Origin of the sequence: Rhodoferax ferrireducens, assembly GCF_003347515.1 — a bacterium.
Classification (GTDB): Bacteria; Pseudomonadota; Gammaproteobacteria; order Burkholderiales; family Burkholderiaceae_C; genus Rhodoferax.
On sequence record NZ_QEII01000282.1, the window covers coordinates 23106 to 29226 of the forward strand.

Genomic DNA, 6121 nt, shown 5'->3' on the forward strand with positions numbered 1-6121 from the left:
TTCAGGCTCCCCAACTCAGCCAGCCGGCCGGCAGGTTCAGGCCCAGCCCGCGCGTGAAGATGAAGAATACCGGCACCGCGATCAGCACCGCAATCACGATGTCGCGGCCGGGCCGGTGGCTGCCGAAACCGCGCGCGATCAGCGCGTACAGCAGCGCCGAGGCGATGATGAAGCCGGCCCAGCCGATCAGCAGCATGTGCAGCAACACCGCCAGGCTGATCAGGCCGAAGGCCCGCCAGTCGGCGCCCTGTTGCGTGCTCTCGTCGTCCGGCATGGCGCGCCAGCCGCCGTTCAGCGCCTGCCAGCCCAGGACCATGCCGATCAGGGACAGCCCGCTGCCGATCAGGGTCGGGAACAGGCCCGGACCGACGCCGGAGTAGCTGGCCGCCGCCTTGACCAGACTGCCTTGCCAGACGACGAAGGCGCCCAGCAGCACCATGCCCAGCGACAGCAGCGCCTCGCCGCCCAGGGCCGGGCGGCCTGAGGACACCGGCGCAATGGAAGATGAACTCATGGTGAGCCTCTCGATCAGGCGCTATTTCTTGGCCAGGCCGAGCGAGGTCACGATCTCGGCGATGCGCGGCTGCTCGGCATCGAGGAATTTCTTGAACGCGTCACCCGACAGGTACAGGTCGGTCCACTCGTTCTTGTCCAGTGCCTCCTTCCAGGAAGGCGTCTTCACCGCCTTGTCGATGGCCGCCACCAGCTCGGCCCTTTGCGCCTCGCTGATGCCGGGTGCCGCGAACAGCGCGCGCCAGTTGGACAGCACCACATCCACGCCTTGTTCCTTCAGCGTCGGCACGTCCTTTACGTCGGGCAAGCGCTGCTCCGACGAGATCGCCAGCGCGCGCAGCTTGCCGGCCTTGATCTGGGGCGCGAACTCGCCCCAGCCACTGACGCCGACCGTGACGTGGCCGCCCAGAATGGCCGCCTGCGCCTCGCCGCCGCCGGCATGCGCGATGTAGTTAATCTTGGTCGGGTCGACGCCGGCGCTCCTGGCGATCATGGCCGCCAGCAGATGGTCGGTCGCACCGGCCGAGCCGCCGCCCCAGGACACCGCGCCCGGGTTGGTCTTGAGCAGCGCAATCAGGTCCGACAGTTTCTGGATCTTCGACGCCGCTGACACCACGAGCACCTCGTACTCGCCGGTCAGGCGCGCCACCGGCGTAACTTGCGACAGGTTGACCGGCGAACCGTTCACCAGGATGGCGCCGACCATCACCATGCCGGTGACCATCAGCGCCTGCGGGTCGCCCTTGGACGAGGTGACGAACTGCGCCAGCCCAATGGTGCCGCCGGCGCCGGGCTTGTTGTCCACCGTCACGCGCTTGACGATGTCGCCGCTTTGCAGGGCGCGCTGCATCGAGCGCGCGGTCTGGTCCCAGCCGCCGCCGGGCGCGGCCGGCGCGAGGATCTTGACGGCATCCAGCGCCATGGCGCTGGGGGCGGCCAGCAGCAGCGCGCTGCTGGCGATGGCGGCAAGGAACTGCCGGCGTGCATGAGCGATTTTCATAGTGTCTGTCTCCATGGAATTGGTTTTCGAGGGAGTTGATTTTGCGGACGACCGGGACGGGCAAGCTTTCGGCGAACTTTCAAATGTCTTGTGTTGGGGTCGGTATTTACCCGTATAGGGAAATCGATAGGAGCCAATGAAAGAGTTTCGAAAGCCACCGCCCGCCGCCGCCTCCTAGCATCGCCAACACACTTGATCCACTTTCGCACCAAGGACCCCCTATGAACATCACCGGCATGCTGCATGGCGCCCGCCTCCTCAAACTGGCGGGCTTTCCGACCCCGGAAATTCTCGGCCCGGACGCGAGCGAATCCGACATCAAGGCCCTGATCACCCAACACGGCCAGGTCTTCATCAAGCCGGTGTTCAAGGGCGGCGTCGGCAAGAAGGGTAAGGCCGGGCTGGTCGGGCGCGCCACCGATTTGAAGACCGCGCTGGCCGAGAAGGAGCGCCTGTATTTCTGCGAGCACCGCCACGGCAACCAGGTCGCCAAGTCCAATGGCGTGACCTTCGAGGCGGGCGTGCCGGCCGAGCACGAGGTCTATTTCTCGCTTACCGACAACACGCATTTTCGCGCTCCGACCATGACGCTGACGCACCACGGCGGCGTCGACATCGAGGAACTCGACAAGACCCAGATCGTCAGCGTGCCCTTTAATCCGCTGACCGGCCTGAAGGCCTTCATCGTGGCCAACGCGCTGTCGGAGCTGAAGGCGCCCAAGCAGATCATCTCGCCGCTGGTGCAGTTCCTGCCGAATCTGTGGGACCTGTTCCACGACTACGGCATGACCACGCTAGAGCTCAATCCGATCCGCCTGCGCCCCGATGCCAAGGGGCGCCTGACGCCGGTGGCCTGCGACTTCAAGTGCGGCTTCGACCGCGACGACCCGCGCTGGCAGCGGCTCAACCTGCCGTCCGACCTGTTCGCCGCCGACTACTCCGACTTCGAGCAGGAGATCAACCAGCTGCGCACCTACCAGGGCCAGAGCGACGTCTACGTGATTAACCCCAAGGGCACGATCCTGGCGCCAACCTTCGGCGGCGGCGCCAACTCGCTGGTGACGCAGATGCTGGGCGACGACGCCAGCATCTCGTCGGACTTCGGCGGCAACCCGCCCTACGAGAAGATGAAGGCGGTGGCGCGCATCTGCTTCAAGCACTGGCTCAAGCAGAGCAACGTGCTGTTCATCATCGGCGGCAAGAGCAACAACACCGACATCTTCGAGACCTTCCGCGCGATGGCCGATGCGCTGCGCGAGCACTTCGGCAAGTACGGCGCGCAGCCGCTGTACCTGGTGGTGGGGCGCGGAGGGCCGAACCTGGTGCGCGGCATGGGCGTGATGCGCGACACCTGCGAGGCGCTGGGCATCCCCTACCGCATCTTCGGCTTCGACTCGGCGATGAGCGAGGTGGTGGACTACGCGCGCCGCGTCGACGCCTGGATGAAGGCAGGCGGGCGCGCCGAGGTGGCGCGCGGCATGAAGCTGGCAGATTGAGGAGAACAACATGATCAGAAAAAGCGCAGGCAACTTCAAGTACTTCACCGGCGTCGAATCGCTGGCCCAGATCGCCACCCGCGAGGACCGGGTGTGCGTGCTCAACATCCTGGGCGGCGAGTCCAGCGAGGTCACGCCGGTCGGCCATGCCTGGAGCGGCGCCAACGTGGTGTTCGGCACCTCGCCCGGCCGGCGCGGCCAGGTGCTGGAGACGCCGGCCGGCAACATCCCGGTTTACAACAATGTGCGCGAGGGGCTGGAGGACGGCCACCGTTTCAACTGCGGCGTGGTCTACCTGCCGCCCAGCGCGGCCGACGACGGCGTGGTCGAGCTGATCCGCGTCAACCCCGAGCTCACCAAGATTTTCATTCCGACCGAGAAGATGAGCGTGCACGACGCGCGCGAGATCCGTGCCATGGCGCAGCAGCGCGGCATCGACATCTTCGGCGGCAACAGCCTGGGCGTGGCCGATTCATGGAACCAGGTGCGCATCGGCGGCGCGTTGGGCGGCGACAGCCCGGGCGACACCTTGAAGAAGGGCTCGGTCGCCATCCTCTCCAACTCGGGCGGCTTCACCACCACCATAGCGCAGTACCTGCGCATGGGCGGCTGGGGCACGACCACGCTGGTGTCCTCCGGCAAGGACGTCTACATCCACTACGCCGCGCCCGAGTTTGCCTTTGCCTTCGGCAACGACGCGCGCAGCAAGGCGGCCGTGCTGTACTGCGAGCCGGGTGGCTACTACGAGCTCGACGCCGAGTTCACCAAGCCGGTGGTGGCCTGCGTGGTGGGGCGCTGGAAGAGCAAGCTCACCCGCGCGGTCGGCCATGCCGGCGCGATGTCCGGCGGCGGCGACGACGCGGCCTCCAAGGAACGCTGGTTCATGGAAAAGTTTGGCGTCAACGCGCTGTTCACGCCCGACAACCCGGTGTGCTCGGCCAAGGGCGCGGTGGTGGTCAACATCGCCGACATACCGGCCGCGCTGACGGCGGTGATGGCGGCCAATGGCGTGCAGCCCGACTTCGCGCCCGAAGGCACGATGGAGCTGAAAGCCTGGTTCGGCTCCAACATGGGCGCCAAGCTCCCTGCGGAGCTGAACTTGCCGGTGGTGCGCGCGGTCGCGCCCTACGACGCCCAGGTCGAGGCGATTGACCGGCATGTCGGCACCGTGTTCGCGCGGGAAAGCATGAAGGACGCGTCCGGCGTGTCGCAGATGGATGCGAAGACCCAGGTGACGCGGCTTAACGGTGTCTCCGTGCTGGACGCGGCGCAGTACTCGCTGGAGGCCAACGTCGGCCTGGCCCTGCTCAAGGAGCCCGGCGGCGAGAACGACCGCAAGCTGGTGAGCGTCGCCGTGGGCGCCTGGTTGAATCTGCATGGCGAGGCCACGCTGGCGGCGGCGCAGGCCGCCCGCGATGCCGGCAACGCCCCCAACGCCGTGCTAGCGGCGGCGCTGGCCATCGTCGGGCCGCGGCGCACCGGGCCGGCCCGGGCCATCGCCGGCCAGTTGATCGAGCGCTTCGCGGCGGCCGGGCTGAAGGATGCGCTGGACGAACGCTTCCCGCTCGACGGCCTGCGGGACGCCCGCGACGCGGAACTGATGCTGGGCGCCCAGCCCGACCCGCACGCCCAGGCCATGCTCGACGGCTTGCGCGCGCGCGGGGCGCGTTCGGTGTTCGTGCGCTACGTTGAGAGCCTGGGCGGCCACCCCCGTGCCGAGGCCGTGCTGGCCGCCGTCACCACCACGCTCGGCTGGGGCCCCTTGATGCGCAAACGGGTTTCGCGCCTGACGGTGGAGTGCCTGCCGGCCTGGATGCAGTTGTTCGGCACCGCCATCGGCGCCTCGGTTGATGCCGCGCGCCATGAAGCAACGCGTTTTTGCGGCATCGACGAGGTCGACCTGCTGGGTCGGCGGTCGCTCACCGACGTGGCCTTTGTCGCGCTGCTGCACGGCCAGCCGGGCGCGAGCGACCTGTTCGCCTTTCAGACCCTGGTCGGCCTGTTGCTCTCCAACGGTCCGGGCACGATCTCGGCGCAGGGCGCCAAGGGCGCGGTCTCGTCCGACGGCCCCGAGCAACCGGAACGCGTGCAGCTCAACAAGGGCTTGATCGGCTTTCTCACGCACTGCGGCTACGCGCACGGCGGCAACGGCTTTGAAGGCGTGGCCTTTCTGCTGGAGCAATTCAAGGACAGCGGCCTGAGCGACCCGGGCAGTGCGACGCACGGTGTCGACATCGACGCCCTGGTGACGCGCTATGTCGAGGCCTATGCCCGCTACAAGACCGACAAGAAGGTCAGCGGCAACCTCGACATCATGAAGATCCCCTGCGTGAACCACCCGGTGTTCAAGGACAAGCCGGTCAACCTCGATCCGCGCGAGGTCTTCATTGGCGAACTGATGAAGAAGCGCGGCGAGCACAACGTGTTCCTGGCCTTCTACAAGGCCCTGGTGCAAAAGCTCTACGACGCGGGCGTGTCGCGCAACGTGTATTGCGTGAACGTGGACGCGGTGATAGCCGCGCTGCTGCTCAAGACCGTGTGGCCGGCCTACCGCGCCGGCACCATCCAGGCCGACGCGCTGGAGACGGCGGCGTTCACGGTCTTCCTGTACGCCCGCATGCTGGGCTGTGCCGCCGAGATCGACGACCACCTCAACCGCGGCCGCAACATGGACACGCGCGCCCCCGCCTCGGCCTGCCGCTTCATCGCTTGAGGCGCAACCGTTCCGCCCGGATTCCGAATAACAACGAGAGAGACACCATGAGCAACGACACCCTGAAGCGCGATGCGCTGGACTACCACCGCTACCCGACGCCGGGCAAGATCTCGGTGAATCCGACCAAGGCCATGGCGACCCAGCGCGACCTCGGGCTGGCCTACTCGCCCGGCGTGGCCGAGGCCTGCCTGGCGATCGTGGACAACCCCGCCGAGGCCGGCAACCTGACCGCGCGCAACAACCTGGTGGCCGTCATCACCAACGGCACGGCCGTGCTCGGCCTGGGCAACATCGGCCCGCTGGCGGGCAAGCCGGTGATGGAGGGCAAGGGCTGCCTGTTCAAGAAATTCGCCGGCATCGACGTCTTTGACATTGAACTCGACGAGCTCGACCCCG

The 6121-nt window shown here is 67.1% G+C and carries 4 protein-coding genes and 1 pseudogene; 3 read left to right on the top strand and 2 right to left on the bottom strand.

The window, feature by feature from the left end:
• Position 1 precedes the first annotated feature (1 nt).
• Positions 2 to 514 (bottom strand): tripartite tricarboxylate transporter TctB family protein, encoded by a 513-nt coding sequence (locus tag C5P05_RS16345; RefSeq protein ID WP_114970913.1) that lies wholly within the window; start codon positions 512 to 514, stop codon positions 2 to 4.
• 21 nt (positions 515 to 535) lie between these two features.
• Positions 536 to 1513 (bottom strand): Bug family tripartite tricarboxylate transporter substrate binding protein, encoded by a 978-nt coding sequence (locus C5P05_RS16350; RefSeq protein ID WP_114970914.1) that lies wholly within the window; start codon positions 1511 to 1513, stop codon positions 536 to 538.
• A gap of 221 nt (positions 1514 to 1734) precedes the next feature.
• Between C5P05_RS16350 and C5P05_RS16355 the strand changes: the two genes are divergently transcribed.
• The 3 genes and pseudogenes from C5P05_RS16355 to C5P05_RS16365 form a co-directional block, all read left to right on the top strand.
• On the top strand, positions 1735 to 3009 hold the full coding sequence (locus C5P05_RS16355) for an ATP citrate lyase citrate-binding domain-containing protein (protein WP_114970915.1): 1275 nt from the start codon (positions 1735 to 1737) through the stop codon (positions 3007 to 3009).
• Between the two features lie 10 nt (positions 3010 to 3019).
• Positions 3020 to 5722, top strand: coding sequence for a CoA-binding protein (locus tag C5P05_RS16360; protein WP_114970916.1), 2703 nt, complete (start codon positions 3020 to 3022; stop codon positions 5720 to 5722).
• Positions 5723 to 5769: 47 nt separating this feature from the next.
• A pseudogene (locus C5P05_RS16365) lies at positions 5770 to 6121 on the top strand (NADP-dependent malic enzyme); the annotation flags it as partial.